Origin of the sequence: Streptomyces sp. NPDC091292 (genome assembly GCF_044757265.1) — a bacterium.
Taxonomy (GTDB): domain Bacteria; phylum Actinomycetota; class Actinomycetes; order Streptomycetales; family Streptomycetaceae; genus Streptomyces.
Genome location: NZ_JBIVUQ010000001.1, coordinates 152245 through 168991, shown reverse-complemented (window position 1 = coordinate 168991; position 16747 = coordinate 152245). Strand labels below are relative to the sequence as shown.

Below are 16747 nucleotides of genomic sequence, written 5' to 3'. Positions count from 1 at the left end.
CGACGTCGGCGCCGTCCTTTGACGCCTTCCCCATGGGCGGACCGTCATGATCGGATCGGTCCTCGTTCACGCTGGCCCCGTCCCTCCGGGCGCCAGAGCCTCTGCGAGCCGAACCCCCAGGGCGTGCGCGACCGGTGGTGGTGATGCGTGTCCCAGCTGCCGGTAGCGCGCCGTCTTGCCTCCCATCAGTCGCCACTGGGAAGGAAATCCTTGCAGGATTGCGACCTGTTCGACGGTGAGTTTCGGCATCCGCCGCACTTCGCCATGGGGATCCCATCGATAGTCCGCGTCGGGCACCTGATCGCCGATACCGCCTCCGTTGATCCCCAGACGTGCCCAAGCCCTCTTGGTGCCCGTCGGCCCCAGATCGCCACCCCCGCGGTTCTCGGAGCCCCCGACGATCGCCGGAGCGGGCCGGTCGGCCTGTGCGGCCCAGGTCGCCGCGTCCCGCCAGCCCCGTGCGGCCATGGACTTCCACAGTGCGGCACCCACGGTCGGCACCGGTGTCCCGAGCGGCTCCGGCCAGCGGAACCTCGCCGCCTCATCGGCCCTGAGCCCGACCATCACCCCGACTTTCCGCTCCTGCGCCAGTCCGAAGTCCCGTGCGTTGAGGACGTGCCACTTCAGGACGTAGCCCAGGTGTTCCAGCTCGATCCGGATCGCTTCACGTACGTCCACGAACGCGGAGTGGTCCACCAGGGCCGGTACGTTCTCGATCAGGATCGCCCGCGGGCGGACCTCGGCCGCGAGCCATACCGTCGCCTCCAGGAGTTCGCGTTCGTAACGGTCCTCGGCCCGCTTGACCGCCGCGGACGACTTGACCCGCGGCAGGCCGCCGGCGATGAGGTCCACGTCGTACGCGTAGGTGTGTTCCCGCGCCACGAAGTCTCTGAGATCCATCTCCAGAACGTTCCACCCGAGCCTGTTGACGCGCAGGGTTTCGCAGGCGTGGGCGTTGCGCTCGATGAGCGCGACCGGCTCGAATCCGGCCTTCTCCAGTCCCTGGGCCAGACCACCTGCTCCCGCGCACAGTTCCAACGAGCGGTAGCGGCGGGCGGGGGTGGTCAACGTGATTCCTTCGGCTCGGCACGAATCGACGGTCGGCGGTGGGACGGTTCCCGGCACCCCCTCCTCCGGCGTCCCTTCGCCGGCGTTAGCCTTCCGGCACAGTACGAAGTGTGCAAGGAGGAACCCATGGCACAGGTACCCGGAGCCGTAGTAGCTGTTGGGGGGCTTGTTGGGGGGTTTGGGGTGGCTCGGTGGAGTGGGCGGCGGGAAATTGGGGGGCTCGTGTTGGGTTTGGCGGGGGTCGGGGCCGTCCGGCAGTGGCGGCGGGACGCCGGCGGTGGGGTCGCGGGTGCGTTGAGCGTCGCTTATCTCGCCGGCTTCGCCGGGTCCCATCCCCTCGCGAAGAAGATCGGCGCCTGGCCGGCGGTGTTCACCGTGGCCGGTGGGGTGGCCGCCGCCTCCTGGGCGCTCGCCGACCGGCACCGCTGAGGTCAGTCCGGTGAACCCTGCTGGTGGCTCACCACATTGATGATCTTGCCGTTCGGGTCGCGGACGAAGAAGCGGCGGACTCCCCAGGGTTCGTCACGGAGGTCGCGGACGATTTCGGCGCCGGATGCCCGTACCGCCGCGTGGACCGCGTCCACGTCCTCCACCTCGACGCTGATGTCCGGGACGACCGGGGCGGTCTGTTCCTCGGTGATCAGGGTGATCTGGGCCGTGGGGTTCGAGGGGGACGCCATCGTGGTGACCCAGCCCAGGTTCATGACCTCCTCGAAGCCGAGGAGGGTGTAGAAGGCGCTGCTCTCCGTCGGCGACTTCGTGTGGATGTCCGGTACCGCTCGGCGGATTGTCATGCGCCCCTACTACTTTCTGTCGTGCGGAATGTCGTGCGGTAGGTCGCCGGGGGGACTCCCAGTACCTCCTGGAAGTGCAGGCGCAGTGACGCGCCCGTGCCCAGGCCCGCCTCCGACGCCACCCGGTCGACCGTGTGGTCCGTCTCCTCCAGGAGGACGCGGGCCTCGTTCACGCGGCTGCGGATCAGCCACTGGCCCGGGGTCAGACCCGTCTCGTCGCGGAAACGGCGACTGAACGTCCGTACGCTCATCGCGGCCCGCGCGGCCATGTCGGCGAGGGTGATCGGCTCGGCGATGTGCTCCAGCGCCCAGGCCCGCGCGGGCGCGGTCGAACGGTTGTCCATGGCGGTCACCGGGCCGCGGATGTACGGGGCCTGGCCGCCCTCGCGGTGCGGCGGTACGACCGTGCGGCGCGCGATGTCGGCCGCGACCGCGGCGCCGTGGTCCGCGCGGATCATGTGCAGGCAGAGGTCGATGCCGGCGGCCTCGCCCGCCGAGGTCAGGACGCGGCCCTCGTCGACGTAGAGGACATCGGGGTCGACCGTCACGGACGGGAACGTACGCGCGAACCGGGCCGTCGACAGCCAGTGCGTCGTCGCCCGCTTCCCGTCGAGCAGGCCCGCCGCCGCGAGGACGAACGCGCCGGTACAGATCGAGGCGATACGGGTGTCGGGGCGGGCGAGGGCCAGTGCGTCGGCGAGGGATCGGGGGAGGGCGAGAGGGGACAGGAATTCGTCGTGCTCGTGCGCGGCCGGCACGATCACGGTGTCGGCCGTCGCGATCACCTCCGGGCCGTGCGGCGCGTGGATGGGGAAGTCCGCGTCGGTACGGACCGGGCCGGGGGTCACCGCGCAGGTCATGACCGTGTACGGCGGGGGCTCGTACGAGTACGCCGAGCGGGTCGCGTGCCCGAACAACTGGTGGGCCAGGCCGAGTTCGAAGGGGCGGACACCGTCCCGTACCAGGACGGCCACACGGTGCGTCGACATGGCGCGATCCTTGCACACCGTGGCGATCTGGCCACTTTCAGAAACAGACCCTCCCCGGCGGGGGCGTACGCACAGCACGCCTACGCGCCCAGGGCCCTGGACACCGTGAAGATGACCAGGCCCGCGAGGGAGCCCACCACCGTGCCGTTGATCCGGATGAACTGGAGGTCCCGGCCGATGTGCGCCTCGATCTTCTTCGAGGTGTGGTCGGCGTCCCAGCTCGCGACGGTGTCCGTGATGAGCGAGGTGATCTCGTCGCGGTAGGTGGTGACCACGTACACCGCCGCGCCCTCGACCCAGCCGTCGACCTTGGCCTGGAGGCGGGGGTCCGTGGACATCCGGGAGCCGAGCGACAGCAGCGAGGCCCGCACCCGCAGCCGCAGTTCACTGCGCTCGTCCTCGGCCGCCGCGACGATCATCGAGCGGACCGCCGACCATGTCGACGCGATGAGGTCCTGGACCTCGCCCCGGGCCAGCACCTCGCCCTTGAGGCGTTCGACACGGGCCCGGGTGTCCGTGTCGGACTGCAGGTCGGACGCGAAGTCGGCGAGGAACCTGTCGACGGCGCCGCGCGCGGGGTGCTCGGGCATGTCCCGCATCTCGGTGACGAAGCGCAGCAGCTCGCGGTAGACCCGGTCGCCGACCTTCCGGTCCACGAAACGCGGCGTCCAGCCGGGGGCGCCACCCTGCACGGCGTCCATCACGGAGTCACCGTGCTCCACGAGCCAGTCGTGGGCACGCACGCACAGCAGGTCCACGACCCGCTTGTGGCCGCCGTCCGCGACGACCTTCTCCAGCATCTTCCCTATGCCGGGCGCGATCTCCTGGGCGTCGGCGCGGCGCGTGACGGCCTCGCCGACGACGGCCTGGACGTCGGAGTCGCGCAGCACGGTGAGGGCGCCGCGCAGCGCGGTGGCCAGTTCGGCGGTGACCCGGTCGGCGTGTTCGGGCTCGGCGAGCCAGGCGCCGAGCCGGCTGCCGATGCCGACGGCGCGCAACCGGGTCCGTACGACGTCCTCCGACAGGAAGTTCTCGCCGACGAAATCGCCGAGCGACGCGCCGAGCTGGTCCTTCTTGTTCGGGATGATCGCGGTGTGCGGGATCGGCAGCCCCAGCGGGTGCCGGAACAGCGCGGTCACCGCGAACCAGTCGGCCAGCGCACCGACCATGCCGGCCTCGGCCGCGGCGGCGACATAGCCGGTCCAGGCACCGGCGCCGGAGTTCCCCGCCCACTTCGCGAGGACGTACACGACGGCGACGAGGAGCAGCAGCCCGGTCGCGGTCGTCTTCATCCGGCGTACACCGCGGCGCCGCTCCTCGTCGGCAGGTGTGAAGGCACCGATGACCCGGGCAGACTGCCCCGTGCCCGTCTCGTCCCGTTCCATCCGTTGCATCCGTTCTGTTCACTCCGACCGACGCACTCCGACTGACGCACTCCGACCGGCACGCCGTACCGCGAGTCCCGGGTCCCCTTCGTATTGTCCCTTCCTGACCTACTCCTGGAACGGATCATTCGTTCCCGGCGTCTGTCCGGGCGGAGGGTCCGGGTGGGGAATCCGGGCGGGGGTCCGGAGTCCTGCGGAGGGTCCTGTCTGTTTCCTCCCGCCCCGTGTCGCATCATGGGGTGATCATCACGGAGCCCCGGGCTCCCGGCCCGAGGAGAAACGCACCGCATGACCGAGCGTCACGACGGGGGCCCCGGGGTGTCCCGGGGCAGGCCTGGCGCCCTGCTCGCCGCGATCATCGCCGTGATCCTGACCATGTCCGCCGGAATCTACTTCGGCGTGTCCCGTACGGAGAACCGCGCCGGATCCGGCGCCTCGGACCAACTCCCCCGGGACAACTCCGCCGCCCCCGCCTCGGCCGGCCGCTGGGTCGCCTCCTGGGCCACCGCGCCCGCCGGCGGCGAGCCGGGCACCGAGACCAACGGGTTCGCGCAGCAGTCGGTCCGCAATGTCGTGCACACCAGCGTCGGCGGCACCGGCGGCCGGGTCACCTTCTCCAACCTGTACGGGCAGCAGCCGCTGCGGATCACGCACGCGTCGATCGCCGTGGCCGACGCCCCGAACGACCCCGGCGCCCGCCGCGGCACCCTGCGCCGCCTCTCCTTCGGCGGCAACGCCGGGGTGCTGATCCGGCCGGGCGAGCAGGTGATGTCCGACGCGGTCGGGCTGCCGGTACCGGCAGGCGCGGACATGCTGATCACCACGTACACACCGCTCCCGTCCGGACCGGTCACGTACCACCCGCACGCGCGGCAGATCTCCTACGTCGCCCAGGGTGACCGGACCCTGGACCCGAGCGGCGAGCCGTTCTCCCAGCAGAGCCCGTACTGGCGCTACGTGACCGCGCTGGACGTGCTGACCACCGAGGCGCAGGGGACCGTCGCGGTGATCGGGGACTCGCTCACCGACGGCAGCACCTCCACCATGGGCGCGAACCACCGCTGGCCGGACGTCCTGGCGGGCCGGCTGCGCGACGAGGACGGCGCCCCGCACTACGGCGTCGTGAACCTCGGCATCAGCGGCAACCGCGTCCTGTCCGACGGCACCGGGCGGCCCCCCGCCAACCCGAGCGGCCTGAACCGGTTCCGCCGGGACGTCCTGGACCGGACCGGCGTCAAGGTCGTCGTCGTCGCGCTAGGCATCAACGACATCCTCCGCACCCCGCACCAGACGGACGCCGACACGATCACGGAGGGTCTGCGCGAGCTGACCCGGCAGGCGCACGCCCGCGGTCTGAAGGTGGTCGGCGCGACGCTCATGCCGTTCGGCAGGTTCCGGGGCGACAAACCGGAGCTGGAGGCCGCCCGGCAGCGCGTCAACGCCCAGATCCGCTCCGGCCACGTGTTCGACGAGATCGTCGACTTCGACAAGGCGCTCCAGGACCCGTACGCCCCCAGCCGGCTTCGCGGCATCTACGACTCGGGCGACCATCTGCACCCCAGCGACCTCGGCTACCGCCGGATGGCCGAAGCACTGGACCTCGACCATCTGAAGGGCCGCGCCCCCGCAACCCTGTGAACCGAGGGACGCGCGCCCCTCACCGGTCCCGGCGGTCCTCCCGCCGGGACTCCAGCTCCGCCCGCCGGGCCTCCCGCCGCTCCAGCTTCTCGCGCCGCCGGTCCTCCCTGGCCTCCAGCCGCTGCGCCCGGGTCATCTTCCGCTCCACCCCGACACCGCCCCAGAAGGCGAAACCGGTGACGATGACCCGAGGGGCACCGGGCTCCCCCGGCACCCCCTCCTCCCGGTGGTCGAAACCGCCCATGATGCCGATCCCGCGCACCACGACCTCGACCCCCGGCGGCACGACGACGTTCATCCCGCCCATGATCGCCACACAGTTGATCACGACCTCACGCTCCGCGAACCGGGCCTCCCGCAGATCGATCTCGCCGCCGCCCCAGAACGCGAACGAGTTGAACCGCCTCGGCACCGTCCAATGCCCCTTGCGCTGGAACCCGGCCATGATCGCGACACCCCACTGCGAGGACGCCTCACCGCCGATCCGCGCCGGCCAGTCGTCCCCCGCGCCGTCACGGGCCACCCCGCCGGGCGCCGGCGCCTTCACCATCGACACGGACGGGGCCGCGCCCACGGGCAGATCACGCAGGATCGGATCCAGCTCGCCATAGGTACGGGCCGCGTACGTCGCTTCCAGCCGCTCCTCGAATTCCGTCATGTCGAGACGGCCCTCCGCGAGGGCGTCCCGGAGATGTTCGGCGACCCGTTCACGGTCGGCGTCGGCTGCCCGCAATTCGGGGTTCGGGGAGCCGGGGTTCGTCCCCCGGGAAGGCTCTTCCGTCATACGACCAGCCTACGAGACGGCCTGCCCCGCGTACATCTTCGCGATCACCGCCTCGATGTCCGGCTCCCGTACCGACAGGTCCACCAGCGGGTACGCGGCGGCGATCCGCGCGACGAGCGGCGCCGCGGACTCCGAGGCCGGGAACGCCAGCCACTGCCGGGGCCCTTCGACCTTGACCACCCGGGCCGCGCTCCCGGGATCGACCGGCGGAAGCTCCCGCTCCAAGTCCACGACCAGGGTGCGTTCGCTCGCACCGACCTCGTGCAGGCCGGTGAGCGGCCCGTCGTACATCAACCGGCCGTGGTCGATGACCATCACGCGGCGGCACAACTGCTCGATGTCGGTGAGGTCGTGCGTGGTGAGCAGGACCGTCGTACCGGCCGTCTCGTTCAAGTCCCGCAGAAATCCCCGGACCTTGGCCTTCGACACGACATCCAGACCGATGGTCGGCTCATCGAGGTAGAGCACCTCCGGGTCGTGGAGCAGGGCCGCCGCGATGTCGCCGCGCATCCGCTGCCCGAGCGACAACTGACGGACCGGCACGTCCAACAGGGCGCCCAGTTCGAGGAGTTCGACACACCGGTCGAGATTCTCGCGGTACCGGGCGTCGGGGATGCGGTACATGCGGTGCATCAGCCGGTACGAGTCGATCAGCGGGAGGTCCCACCAGAGGGTGGTGCGCTGCCCGAACACGACGCCGATCCGGCGGGCGAGACGGGTCCGCTCGCGGGACGGGTCGATACCGGCGACCCGGACCCGCCCGGCGCTGGGCGTGAGGATGCCGGTGAGCATCTTGATGGTGGTGGACTTGCCGGCGCCGTTGGGCCCGATGTAGCCGACCATCTCACCGCGCGACACCGTGAAGGACAGCGAGTCCACCGCCCGCACCGCACGCTTCTCACGCCGCAGGAACCCGGTTCTGCGCCGCACGTCGAAGACCTTCTCGACACCGTCCAACTCGATGAAACCCTCGGCGGCCATGCCTCCGGCCGCATCGCCTGACACTTCCGATACTTCCGACACTTCGCGCACCCCTTGACTCCCCGTACTGCTCAATTCCCCGTACTCCGGTACGACCGCAGTCCGGCCCGCCACGCGAGCCCGGCCAGCGCGCAGCACGCCACGGCGACCAGCGGAGGCGTGAACGCCAGCCAGTGCGGCAGGCCCAGCGGATACGGCCGCCCGAGCACGTACAGCGCGGGCAGCCAGTTGACGAAGGCGAGCGGCACGACGAACGTCACCCCGCGCACCAGATCCTTCGCGAAGACGGTCGGCGGGTACTGGAGCAGCGTGTTCCCGCCGTACGTGACGGAGTTCTGCACCTCGGCGGCGTCCTGCGCGACGAACTGGAAGGCGCCGCCCGCGATGAACACGGCCCCGAAGATCCCGGCGCCGCTGAGCAGCATCAGCGGAATCATCAGGACCTTCAGCGCGGTCCAGTCGATGTCGAGGGCGAGCAGCGCGTACCCGAGGACCAGCAGGCCCTGGGTGATCCGGCCCAGGCGGCGCAGCGCGAAGCGGTCGGCGGCGATCTGCGCGAGGACCGGAGCGGGCCGTACGAGGAGGGTGTCGAGCGTGCCGTCCCGCACCCGCCGCCCCAGCCGGTCCATCGTGCCGAGCGCGAGATCGGCGAGCCCGAAGGCGGCGCCCGACGCCCCGTAGAGGAAGGCGACTTCGGGCAGCGCGTACCCGCCGAGCACGTCGACCTGCGAGAACATCAGCAGGATCGCCACGAAGTCGAGCCCGGTCGCGGCGAAGTTGGCGAGCGCGGTCATCGCGAAGGACGCCCGGTAGGCCATCGTGGAGCGGATCCACATCGCGGCGATCATCCGGTAGGCGCGCAGCCCGTCCGCGAAACGCGCGACGCCGCCCGCGAGTCCCGCCCGTCCCGCCAGGCCCGTATCAGCCACCCTGCACCACCACCCGCCGGGTCGCGAAGGACTGCACAAGCCGTCCCGCGGCGAGCAGCCCGGCGGCCCACGCGGCCTGGAACCCGTACGCCGCCCACAGATCGGCTCCCGTGTGCTTGCCGAGGAACACATCGGCGGGCACCTGGAGCGTCGCCGACCACGGCAGGGCGCGGGCGACCTCGCCGAGGGTCCCGGGGAACACGGTGAGCGGCAGCAGCATCCCGGAGAAGAACATCCCGGCGAGCCACGCGATCTGCGCGACACCCGCGCCGTCCATCAGCCAGAACGCGGACAGCGCGACGAGGTAGCGGATCGCGAAACTGACGAGGATGCCGAGCGCCATGGCGACGAGGAACGCCAGCCAGGTCAGCGGGTCCGCCGGGATCGCCAGGGTGAACAGCAGCGCGCCGCACACCATCGGTACGACGCCCCGGCCCAGCAGATGGAAAGCGGCCCGCCCGGCGTCCCCGGCGAGCCACCAGCACTGGAGATCGGCGGGCCGGTACAGATCGATGGCGATGTCCCCGTTGCGGATGCGTTCGATCAGCTCGTCCTCGAAGCCGCCGCCCATCGCGGCGACCGCCATGAGCAGGGCCTGCCCGAGCCACACATAGGTCACGGCCTCGGCCTGGTCGTACCCGCCGAGTCCGGGCCGCTGGTCCCACAGGGCGAGGTAGGTGTACGCGAGGATCACGCCGAAGACGGTGTTGGTGAAGACGCCCGCGGCCGTCGCGACGCGATAGGTGGCGTACCGCCGGAACCCTCCCGCGGCAACGGCCAGGTACAACCGGCCGGCGCTCACGTGCAACCCCTTCCCCTCCAGAACGGTCTCCGTTGACGAAAGGCGACGGACGACACCGCATCGGGCCAAAGCGCAAGAGCGTAACCACCCGCGGGTTCCGGGACCACGCATTTTCCGGGCAGCGCGGGTAGCACGCGTGCCACGCCAAGGGCAACCTCGGGCGGGGTGCGACAGTTGAGAAAGTTCCGACGTACCACCCGAATCGGGAGTTCCGCGAACATGAGCGACGAGCCGCAGCAGCACGACGAGGGTGTCCCGGACGGCCCCGGCGCCCCCGACAGCGGCACGAGCCCCTCGGAATCCCAGCCTCCGAAGAAGCCCAAGCGCCCCAAACGCAAGGGCTGGCGCCGCGCCTTCCCCACCTGGCGCATGTCCCTCGCCACCGTCACCGGCCTGCTGCTCCTGCTCATCGCGGGCTTCGTCACCGGCTATCTGCTCGTCGACATCCCGCCCGCGAACGCCGCCGCGACCGCCCAGAGCAACGTCTATCTGTACGCCGACGGCTCCCAGCTCGCCCGCGACGGCGACATCAACCGCGAGAACGTCGACCTGGCGCAGATCCCCAAGACCGTCCAGCGCACGGTGCTCGCCGCCGAGGATCGCGACTTCTACTCCGAGTCCGCGGTCGACCCGCAGGCGATGATCCGCGCCGGCTGGAACACGGTCACCGGCAAGGGCAAGCAGTCGGGTTCGACGATCACGCAGCAGTACGTCAAGAACTACTACCTCGGCCAGGAGCAGACGGTCACCCGGAAGGTGAAGGAGTTCTTCATCGCGATCAAGCTGGACCGCGAGGAGACCAAGGACGGCATCCTGGAGGGCTACCTCAACACCAGCTACTTCGGCCGCAACGCGTACGGCATCCAGGCCGCCGCGCAGGCGTACTACGGCATCGACGTCCAGGACCTGAACACCGCGCAGGGCGCCTATCTCGCCGCGCTCCTCAACGCGCCCAGCGCGTACGACGTGGTCGCCCACCCCGAGAACAAGGTCGCGGCACAGGCCCGCTGGAACTACGTCCTGGACGGCATGGTCAAGGAGAAGTGGCTCACCCCCGCCGACCGCGCCCGCATGACCTTCCCGACCCCGCGCGAGGACCGCGGCTCGACGGGCCTGTCCGGGCAGCGCGGCTATCTCGTCCAGGCCGTCAAGGACTATCTGACCGAACACGAGATCATCGACGAGGACGCGCTCAACTCGGGCGGCGGCTACCGCATCACGACGACCCTGCAGAAGGACAAGCAGGACGCGTTCGTGAAGGCCGTCGACGACCAGCTCATGTCCGACATCGACAAGGAGGCCCGCAAGGCGGACCGCAACGTCCGCGCGGGCGGCGTCTCCATCGACCCGGCGACCGGCAAGGTCCTCGCGATGTACGGCGGCATCGACTACACCAAGCAGTACGTCAACAACGCGACGCGCCGTGACTACCAGGTGGGTTCGACGTTCAAACCGTTCGTCTTCACCTCCGCCGTGCAGAACGGCTCGGTCACCCAGGACGGCCGCCCGATCACCCCGAACACGATGTACGACGGGACGGACCGGCGCCCGGTACAGGGCTGGAGCGGCCCCCGGTACGCGCCCGAGAACGAGGACAACGTCACCTACGGCCCCATCACCGTCCGCACCGCCACCGACAAGTCCGTCAACGCGGTGTACGCGCAGATGGCCGTCGACGTCGGCCCGGCGAAAGTCAAATCGACCGCGGTGGACCTCGGACTCCCGAAGTCGACGCCCGACCTCCAGCCGTACCCGTCGATCGCCCTGGGCACCGCGACGGCGAGCGTCCTCGACATGGCCGAGGCGTACGCGACGCTCGCCAACCACGGCAAGCACGGCACGTACACGCTGGTCGCGGACGTCACCAAGGACGGCAAGGAGGTCGAGCTGCCGAAGCAGGCGATGAAACGGGTCGTCAGCCGGGAAGCCGCCGACACCACGACGTCGATACTGCAGAGCGTCGTGGACGGCGGCACCGGCACGGCGGCACAGGCCGCGAACCGTCCGGCGGCCGGCAAGACCGGCACCGCCGAGGAGGACAAGGCGGCCTGGTTCGCGGGCTACACCCCCGATCTGGCGACGGTCGTCGCCGTCATGGGCCAGGACCCGGTCACCGGCGTGCAGACCCCGCTGTACGAGGCGCTGGGGCAGCCCCGGATCAACGGCGGCGGATATCCCGCGCAGATCTGGGCCCAGTTCACCCGCACCGCCCTGAAGGGCAGCGACCCGAAGGACTTCGATCTCCGGCTCCAGGACGGCGCCGACGAACAGGACATCCCTACGGGCGACGGCTCGGAATCCCCGAGTACGCAGGAGCCGGGCAACGGCGACACGACCGGCGGCACCCCGAGCCAGGGCGCGCCGCAGGGCCAGACCCAGGGCCAGACCGGAGGCACCGGCACCCCGACCACGGGCGGCACCGAGTCCCCCGGGCCCGGAGGCACCGGCGGCGACGGCGGCACCGGGGACACCGGCGGGACCGGAGGGGACGGCGGTACGGGAGGTACCGGCGGGGCGGCCGACGGAGGAACCGCGGACGGCGGGACGACGGGCGGCACCCCCGGCGGCACCACAGGGGGCACGACCGGGGGCGACGCGACGGGCGGCGGCGCGGACGGGGGCACCACGGCGGGACCGGGCCGCACCACGAACAACGTGCTCCGCCGCGGCCCCGGGGGTCAGTGACCCGAGGTCGCCTTCAGACCGACGACGGCGACCAGCAGCAGACAGACGAAGAAGATCCGCGCGGCGGTCGCCGGTTCACCGAGGGCGACCATGCCGACAACGGCGGCACCGGCCGCGCCGATCCCGACCCACACGCCGTACGCCGTACCGATCGGCAGGGTCTTCGCGGCCTGCGACAGCAGCACCATGCTGACGACGATTCCGGCACCGGTGAACACGCTCGGCCACAGCCGCGTGAACCCCTCGGTGTACTTCATACCGATCGACCAGCCGACTTCGAGCAGACCGGCGATGATCAGCAGAACCCAGGCCATGACGGCACCTCCGTGGTTTCCATGACGGAATGAACAGGGGGTGCGTCGTCTTTGCAGGTCCCGGTACGGCGCGTCTCGTCGGGTGCTGTCCACGGTAGCAAAGGCACGGCGAAGCGGCTGGTGAGATGGGTCACCAGCCGCTGAGGGAAGCCTTGGGGAGCCGTGGGGGGGCTCTGCGGAAACGGTTCTACAGATACAGGCCGGTCGAGTCCTCGGAGCCCTCGAAGCGGTCGGCGGCGACGGCGTGCAGATCGCGCTCCCGCATCAGGACGTACGCGGTGCCGCGCACCTCGACCTCGGCGCGGTCCTCCGGGTCGTACAGGACCCGGTCGCCCGGCTCGACGGTACGGACGTTCTGCCCGACCGCGACCACCTCGGCCCAGGCCAGGCGGCGGCCGACCGCCGCGGTCGCCGGGATCAGGATGCCGCCGCCGGACCGCCGCTCGCCCTCGGCGGTGTCCTGGCGCACGAGGACCCGGTCGTGCAGCATCCGGATCGGCAGCTTGTCGTGCGGGGTGTGGGGGGTGTTCACATCATGTTTGGCGCTCACGCCCCCGAACCTACCTGCCCGCGCGGCCCACGGGTACGCCGGTGCGCCCGGCCCTTGGGACCGGGGCCCACGACCGGGGCTCAGCCCTTGCGGCGGCGGGAGCTGACGGCGAGCAGGCCCACCAGGCCGACGACGACGAGCGCGACCGGCACGATCCGCTCCAGACGCGGGGCGCCGTCGTCGGAGACGAGCCTGCCCCTGACTCCGGACACGACACGGTTGGCGCCGACGTACGCCCGGCCCAGCGAGTTGTCGACGCCCGCGACGAACTTGGCCTTGGCGTCCCCCACGATCGTCTTGGGGTGCACGCGCACACCGATCTCGTCGAGCGTCTCCGCGAGCCGCTCGCGGCGGTGCTTGATGTCCGCCTCGATCTGCGCAGGGGTCCTGGCATCCGACACCGCGCTGCCTCCGTGGTCGTGTCCGGCGTTCTCCTGGTCGACAGTCTGTCAGCTTCCCCGCCGCCGCACCCCACGGCACCCCTATGGGGCTCGGGATTAGGCTCGGGTCCGTGAGCCCGCCGGGGCGGCCCGATCCCGGCGGGACCGTGATCGCGTACCCGCACAGGAGACCTGAGATGAGCGACCGACTCCAGCCCGGCGACACCGCCCCGGCCTTCACCCTGTCCGACGCCGACGGGAACGAGGTGTCGCTCGCGGACCACAAGGGGCGCAAGGTCATCGTCTACTTCTACCCGGCCGCGCTGACCCCCGGCTGCACCAAGCAGGCGTGCGACTTCACGGACAACCTCGACGTCCTCGCGGGCGCCGGCTACGACGTCATCGGCATCTCCCCCGACAAGCCGGAGAAGCTCGCGAAGTTCCGCGAGAAGGAGCACCTGAAGGTCACCCTGCTGGCCGACCCCGACCGCACGGTCCTCACGGAGTACGGAGCCTTCGGCGAAAAGAAGCTGTACGGCAAAACGGTCACGGGAGTAATCCGCTCCACGTTCGTCGTGGACGAGGACGGCAAGGTCGAACGCGCCCTGTACAACGTCAAGGCAACAGGCCACGTAGCCAAAATCCTCAAGGACCTGTCCATCTCCATCTGACCCCCGCCGGCCCAGTAGGGGGAAGCGGGCGCTCCGCATTCCGTACGTGACCATCCGATAAACGGTTCGTTACTCCGTACGAGACCACGAACGTGTGGTCGGGACGGAGGGGAACGATGGGGGTCAGCGCGTACAGCAGGGAGCGGCTGCAAGAGGCGGCCGGTTCGTCGCGGACGTTGTCGGAGGCGTTGACGCGCCTGGGGGTGGATCCACGGAGTTCAACGCGGAACTACCTCCGGGAGCGGATGAAGAAGCTCGGAGTGGACACCTCACACTTCGAACGGGAAGGCCGACGGTGGACCAGAGAGATTCTGGAGTCCGCCGTCGCCGCCTCGCACAGCGTTTCAGAGGTGGTGCGGCGCCTCGGACTCGACAATGTGGGCGGCCATCAGACCCATATAGGTCGGCGCATCAAGTCATACGGCATCGACACCTCCCACTTCGACGCAGGGATCAGCACAGGGCGGAGGAGAGGCGGGCCGCACCGCCGGTCCTCGGCGGAGATCCTGGTGGCGGACTCGTCAGCACACGCGAAGCGCAAGCCCAGCAGCCGCCTCAAGGAAGCCATGCACGAACTCGGCATCGCCGAGCAGTGCGCCCTGTGCGGCATCGAAGCCGTGTGGCAAGGCGAGCCCCTGCCTCTTGAGGTCGACCACATCGACGGCGACTGGCGCAACAACCGCGTCGAAAACCTCAGGCTCCTCTGCCCCAACTGCCACTCCACGACAGACACTTACCGAGGCCGGGGCAAGCGACGCACCCGCGGTGTCACTTCATGAACGACGGCACCCGCTACACGCGCGAACTGCTGGCCCGAGCCGCCGAAGCGTGCTCAGACATCGACGAGGTCATCGCTTTCTTGGGCATTCGGCCGTACCGAAACCTCAGAGGGCGTCTGTACGGGCGCTTCGAGCAGTTCGGTATCGACGTCTCCCATTTCCCGCGCAAGGGCCGACACGGACCGAAGGGCCTGCCCAGTGAGCAGGAGTTGCGGGACGCCGTCGCACAGTCCACCTCGGTCGCCGGAGCGCTGCGGCTGTTGGGGCGTCCTGGCAGCAGTCGCCTGCGCGCACTGTTCCCCCGCCTGACCGCCGAGTACGGGATCGACACCTCGCACTTCCTGGGCCAGGGACACCGGCGGGGCAAGCCGGGGCCTACGCCGCTCAGGCGGCCCGAGGACCTGCTCGTCAAGCGTGACGGCAGACGCCGCACGAAGACGGTGCTCCTGCGCCGGGCACTTCGCGAGATCGGCGTACCCGAGCAATGCGCCGGATGCGGCACCGGGCCGGAATGGCGTGGCAGACCGATGACGCTGGAGATCGATCACATCAATGGCGACTGGAGTGACGACCGGGAGGAAAACCTCAGGTTGCTCTGTCCCAACTGTCACGCGATCACCAGCACCTGGTGCCGAGGCGGCAGACGGCGCGCCTTTTGATCGAGACCCGCCCCACCGCGATTCGGCGTCGCCCGGTAAAGTGGGGCGCGGTACACGCGCCTGTGCTCCAACTTGGCAGAGAGACTGGTCCTAGGAACCAGGGGTTGTCGGTTCGAATCCGACCAGGCGCACCAAGCCCAGGCCCGGCTCGCGCACCCGCGACCGGGCCTTCGCCTTTGGCATCCCTAGCCCAGCAATTCCTGGATCACCGGCACCAGTGCCCTGAACGCCTTACCCCTGTGACTGATCGCGTTCTTTTCGTCCGGGGTCAGTTCCGCGCAGGTTCGGGTCATGTCCTGCGGCTGGAGGATGGGGTCGTAGCCGAAGCCGTTCGTGCCTGTGGGGGTGTGGCGGAGGGTGCCGGTCAGGTGGCCTTCCACTACGCGTTCCGTGCCGTCGGGGAGGGCGAGGGCCGCCGCGCAGGCGAAGTGGGCGCCCCGGTGGGGGGCGCCGATGTCGGAGAGCTGGGCGAGGAGCAGGTCGAGGTTGGCCTGGTCGTCGCCGTGCCGGCCGGCCCAGCGGGCGGAGAAGATGCCGGGTGCGCCGTTCAGGACGTCGACGCAGAGGCCGGAGTCGTCGGCGACGGCGGGCAGTCCGGTGGCTTCGGCGAGGGCGTGGGCCTTGAGGAGGGCGTTCTCGGCGAAGGTGACGCCGGTCTCCTTGACGTCGGGGATGTGCGGATAGGCGTCCGCGCCGACGAGTTCATGGCTGAGCCCTGCGTCGGCGAGGATCGCCCTCAGCTCGGTGAGCTTTCCTGCATTGCGGGTGGCGAGGATCAGGCGGGTCATGGGGTGATTATCCGGGGTCGGACCGTCGCCCCGTCGACCCGCCCCTCACCCCGCTGACCCGCCGTCCCCCTCGCCTTGACGCTACGGCGTGCAGACCTTGGTGAGTTCGCCCGCCGCGTCCGTCACCGGGCTGATGTCCGGGGTCTTGTCGCCGTCGTTGATGGCCTGGCGGACGTTGTCCACGGCCGTGCCGAGGTCGTCCACGGCCTTGTTGACGTCGGTGTTGTCGGTCTTGTCGCCTATCTTGTCCAGGTTTTTCTCTATGGAGCGCAGCGATTCGTCGGCCTGCCCGGGGTCGTTCGCCGCGTTCTCCACGGCCTGCTGGAGGTCGGTGACGCTGTCGGCGATGGTGTCGGCGGTCTGGACACAGTCCAACGCCTTGTTCACGGCGTCACAGCCGATGGCGAACGGCGCGATGAGCGCCACGCTCGCCATGGCGAGAACGGTAGTGGTACGGCGGCGGCGCGAGGCCATGTCGGCGGTCCCTCCCGAGAGTTGCGGACGGGCGCACGGTGTGTCCCGTACGCCCGTATGTATGAGAACGCTGTGCG

The 16747-nt window shown here is 70.2% G+C and carries 19 protein-coding genes, 1 tRNA gene and 1 riboswitch; of the genes, 7 read left to right on the top strand and 13 right to left on the bottom strand.

Features of this window, described 5'->3' with window-relative positions; genetic code table 11:
• Nucleotides 1-66 precede the first annotated feature (66 nt).
• On the bottom strand, nucleotides 67-1068 hold the full coding sequence (locus ACIQNU_RS00700) for a DNA cytosine methyltransferase (RefSeq protein WP_401359241.1): 1002 nt from the start codon (nucleotides 1066-1068) through the stop codon (nucleotides 67-69).
• A 126-nt stretch (nucleotides 1069-1194) separates the two neighbouring features.
• On the opposite strand from ACIQNU_RS00700, the gene ACIQNU_RS00695 reads away from it, so the two are divergent.
• Complete coding sequence (locus ACIQNU_RS00695; RefSeq protein WP_401359239.1) at nucleotides 1195-1497, top strand: hypothetical protein; 303 nt, start codon at nucleotides 1195-1197, stop codon at nucleotides 1495-1497.
• Nucleotides 1498-1499: 2 nt separating this feature from the next.
• On the opposite strand, the gene ACIQNU_RS00690 is transcribed toward ACIQNU_RS00695, so the two are convergent.
• From ACIQNU_RS00690 to ACIQNU_RS00680, 3 genes are all read right to left on the bottom strand, one after another.
• Nucleotides 1500-1862, bottom strand: coding sequence for a VOC family protein (locus tag ACIQNU_RS00690; protein WP_401359236.1), 363 nt, complete (start codon nucleotides 1860-1862; stop codon nucleotides 1500-1502).
• On the bottom strand, nucleotides 1859-2851 hold the full coding sequence (locus ACIQNU_RS00685) for a GlxA family transcriptional regulator (protein ID WP_401359234.1): 993 nt from the start codon (nucleotides 2849-2851) through the stop codon (nucleotides 1859-1861). Before ACIQNU_RS00685 ends, ACIQNU_RS00690 begins: the two co-directional genes overlap by 4 nt.
• Nucleotides 2852-2931: 80 nt before the next feature.
• A complete protein-coding gene (locus ACIQNU_RS00680) occupies nucleotides 2932-4236 on the bottom strand; it encodes a DUF445 domain-containing protein (RefSeq protein ID WP_401359232.1) in 1305 nt (434 codons plus the stop codon).
• Between the two features lie 288 nt (nucleotides 4237-4524).
• On the opposite strand from ACIQNU_RS00680, the gene ACIQNU_RS00675 reads away from it, so the two are divergent.
• A complete protein-coding gene (locus tag ACIQNU_RS00675; RefSeq protein ID WP_401359230.1) occupies nucleotides 4525-5874 on the top strand; it encodes an SGNH/GDSL hydrolase family protein in 1350 nt (449 codons plus the stop codon).
• 19 nt (nucleotides 5875-5893) lie between these two features.
• On the opposite strand, the gene ACIQNU_RS00670 is transcribed toward ACIQNU_RS00675, so the two are convergent.
• From ACIQNU_RS00670 to ACIQNU_RS00655, 4 genes are all read right to left on the bottom strand, one after another.
• The gene (locus ACIQNU_RS00670; RefSeq protein ID WP_401359228.1) at nucleotides 5894-6658 is read right to left on the bottom strand and encodes a DUF1707 domain-containing protein; all 765 of its coding nucleotides are present in this window, start codon (nucleotides 6656-6658) and stop codon (nucleotides 5894-5896) included.
• 9 nt (nucleotides 6659-6667) lie between these two features.
• Entirely contained in the window at nucleotides 6668-7639 is a 972-nt protein-coding gene (locus tag ACIQNU_RS00665; protein WP_401359226.1) for an ATP-binding cassette domain-containing protein, read from the bottom strand.
• 71 nt (nucleotides 7640-7710) lie between these two features.
• Nucleotides 7711-8568: an ABC transporter permease gene (locus ACIQNU_RS00660; RefSeq protein ID WP_401359224.1), complete on the bottom strand. Its 858-nt coding sequence runs from the start codon at nucleotides 8566-8568 to the stop codon at nucleotides 7711-7713.
• Nucleotides 8561-9370, bottom strand: a complete 810-nt coding sequence (locus tag ACIQNU_RS00655) for an ABC transporter permease (protein WP_401359221.1) — start codon at nucleotides 9368-9370, stop codon at nucleotides 8561-8563. The genes ACIQNU_RS00660 and ACIQNU_RS00655 overlap by 8 nt, the downstream gene beginning before the upstream one ends.
• 219 nt (nucleotides 9371-9589) lie before the next feature.
• Between ACIQNU_RS00655 and ACIQNU_RS00650 the strand changes: the two genes are divergently transcribed.
• Complete coding sequence (locus tag ACIQNU_RS00650) at nucleotides 9590-12055, top strand: transglycosylase domain-containing protein (protein WP_401359219.1); 2466 nt, start codon at nucleotides 9590-9592, stop codon at nucleotides 12053-12055.
• On the opposite strand, the gene ACIQNU_RS00645 is transcribed toward ACIQNU_RS00650, so the two are convergent.
• From ACIQNU_RS00645 to ACIQNU_RS00635, 3 genes are all read right to left on the bottom strand, one after another.
• Complete coding sequence (locus ACIQNU_RS00645; protein ID WP_401359217.1) at nucleotides 12049-12369, bottom strand: DMT family transporter; 321 nt, start codon at nucleotides 12367-12369, stop codon at nucleotides 12049-12051. The two genes, ACIQNU_RS00650 and ACIQNU_RS00645, sit on opposite strands and share 7 nt — an antisense overlap.
• A 39-nt stretch (nucleotides 12370-12408) precedes the next feature.
• Nucleotides 12409-12479, bottom strand: a riboswitch (guanidine-III (ykkC-III) riboswitch).
• Between the two features lie 77 nt (nucleotides 12480-12556).
• Nucleotides 12557-12859 (bottom strand): co-chaperone GroES, encoded by a 303-nt coding sequence (locus ACIQNU_RS00640; RefSeq protein WP_051707732.1) that lies wholly within the window; start codon nucleotides 12857-12859, stop codon nucleotides 12557-12559.
• 140 nt (nucleotides 12860-12999) lie between these two features.
• The gene (locus ACIQNU_RS00635) at nucleotides 13000-13320 is read right to left on the bottom strand and encodes a DUF3618 domain-containing protein (protein WP_401359214.1); all 321 of its coding nucleotides are present in this window, start codon (nucleotides 13318-13320) and stop codon (nucleotides 13000-13002) included.
• Between the two features lie 176 nt (nucleotides 13321-13496).
• Here ACIQNU_RS00635 and bcp point away from each other — a divergent pair, with 176 nt between their 5' ends.
• From bcp to ACIQNU_RS00615, 4 genes are all read left to right on the top strand, one after another.
• Nucleotides 13497-13970, top strand: a complete 474-nt coding sequence (gene bcp, locus ACIQNU_RS00630; RefSeq protein WP_401359211.1) for a thioredoxin-dependent thiol peroxidase — start codon at nucleotides 13497-13499, stop codon at nucleotides 13968-13970.
• 116 nt (nucleotides 13971-14086) lie between these two features.
• Nucleotides 14087-14749 (top strand): HNH endonuclease signature motif containing protein, encoded by a 663-nt coding sequence (locus ACIQNU_RS00625; RefSeq protein WP_401359209.1) that lies wholly within the window; start codon nucleotides 14087-14089, stop codon nucleotides 14747-14749.
• A complete protein-coding gene (locus ACIQNU_RS00620) occupies nucleotides 14746-15408 on the top strand; it encodes an HNH endonuclease signature motif containing protein (protein ID WP_401359206.1) in 663 nt (220 codons plus the stop codon). The genes ACIQNU_RS00625 and ACIQNU_RS00620 overlap by 4 nt, the downstream gene beginning before the upstream one ends.
• A 56-nt stretch (nucleotides 15409-15464) precedes the next feature.
• A tRNA-Leu gene (locus ACIQNU_RS00615) sits at nucleotides 15465-15542 on the top strand.
• 51 nt (nucleotides 15543-15593) lie between these two features.
• On the opposite strand, the gene rdgB is transcribed toward ACIQNU_RS00615, so the two are convergent.
• Both rdgB and ACIQNU_RS00605 read right to left on the bottom strand, forming a co-directional pair.
• On the bottom strand, nucleotides 15594-16196 hold the full coding sequence (rdgB, locus tag ACIQNU_RS00610; RefSeq protein WP_401359204.1) for an RdgB/HAM1 family non-canonical purine NTP pyrophosphatase: 603 nt from the start codon (nucleotides 16194-16196) through the stop codon (nucleotides 15594-15596).
• Between the two features lie 81 nt (nucleotides 16197-16277).
• On the bottom strand, nucleotides 16278-16670 hold the full coding sequence (locus ACIQNU_RS00605; protein WP_401359201.1) for a hypothetical protein: 393 nt from the start codon (nucleotides 16668-16670) through the stop codon (nucleotides 16278-16280).
• Nucleotides 16671-16747: the final 77 nt, after the last annotated feature.

Coding starts and splice junctions, on each gene's coding strand:
- ACIQNU_RS00695 (WP_401359239.1), top strand. CDS start 1,195: ATGGCACAGGTACCCGGAGCCGTAGTAGCTGTTGGGGGGCTTGTTGGG.
- ACIQNU_RS00685 (WP_401359234.1), bottom strand. CDS start 2,851: ATGTCGACGCACCGTGTGGCCGTCCTGGTACGGGACGGTGTCCGCCCC.
- bcp (WP_401359211.1), top strand. CDS start 13,497: ATGAGCGACCGACTCCAGCCCGGCGACACCGCCCCGGCCTTCACCCTG.
- ACIQNU_RS00605 (WP_401359201.1), bottom strand. CDS start 16,670: ATGGCCTCGCGCCGCCGCCGTACCACTACCGTTCTCGCCATGGCGAGC.
- ACIQNU_RS00670 (WP_401359228.1), bottom strand. CDS start 6,658: ATGACGGAAGAGCCTTCCCGGGGGACGAACCCCGGCTCCCCGAACCCC.
- ACIQNU_RS00645 (WP_401359217.1), bottom strand. CDS start 12,369: ATGGCCTGGGTTCTGCTGATCATCGCCGGTCTGCTCGAAGTCGGCTGG.
- ACIQNU_RS00680 (WP_401359232.1), bottom strand. CDS start 4,236: ATGGAACGGGACGAGACGGGCACGGGGCAGTCTGCCCGGGTCATCGGT.
- ACIQNU_RS00625 (WP_401359209.1), top strand. CDS start 14,087: ATGGGGGTCAGCGCGTACAGCAGGGAGCGGCTGCAAGAGGCGGCCGGT.
- rdgB (WP_401359204.1), bottom strand. CDS start 16,196: ATGACCCGCCTGATCCTCGCCACCCGCAATGCAGGAAAGCTCACCGAG.
- ACIQNU_RS00675 (WP_401359230.1), top strand. CDS start 4,525: ATGACCGAGCGTCACGACGGGGGCCCCGGGGTGTCCCGGGGCAGGCCT.
- ACIQNU_RS00665 (WP_401359226.1), bottom strand. CDS start 7,639: ATGGCCGCCGAGGGTTTCATCGAGTTGGACGGTGTCGAGAAGGTCTTC.
- ACIQNU_RS00620 (WP_401359206.1), top strand. CDS start 14,746: ATGAACGACGGCACCCGCTACACGCGCGAACTGCTGGCCCGAGCCGCC.
- ACIQNU_RS00650 (WP_401359219.1), top strand. CDS start 9,590: ATGAGCGACGAGCCGCAGCAGCACGACGAGGGTGTCCCGGACGGCCCC.
- ACIQNU_RS00640 (WP_051707732.1), bottom strand. CDS start 12,859: ATGCTGCACGACCGGGTCCTCGTGCGCCAGGACACCGCCGAGGGCGAG.
- ACIQNU_RS00690 (WP_401359236.1), bottom strand. CDS start 1,862: ATGACAATCCGCCGAGCGGTACCGGACATCCACACGAAGTCGCCGACG.